General features: G+C 63.3%; 1 protein-coding gene. It reads left to right on the top strand.

Translation table 11 applies throughout. The features are described 5' to 3' along the window. Nucleotides 1-240, top strand: a 240-nt coding sequence (locus SB753_RS40905; protein WP_410805659.1) for a MarR family transcriptional regulator, incomplete at both ends; no start/stop codon positions are given.

The following is a 240-nucleotide window of genomic DNA, read 5'->3' on the forward strand; positions in this document are numbered from 1 at the left end:
GATCGGCGTGATCCTGTTGCTCGCTGCCGGGCGCGCGAACACGCCGTTCGAGTTGTCGCGCGTGATGTCCTATGACAGCGGCTCGATGACTCGTCTGCTGGACCGCCTTGAAAAGAAAGGCTTTTTGCAGCGCACGCGTAGCGACGCCGATCATCGGATGGTCAAGCTGGAGTTGACGCCGCAAGGGCATGAAGCGGCGCAGCAGTTGCCCGGCATCGGCGCGGCCGTGCTGAACGAGCA

Origin of the sequence: Paraburkholderia sp. SIMBA_053, assembly GCF_046534895.1 — a bacterium.
Classification (GTDB): Bacteria; Pseudomonadota; Gammaproteobacteria; order Burkholderiales; family Burkholderiaceae; genus Paraburkholderia; species Paraburkholderia caledonica.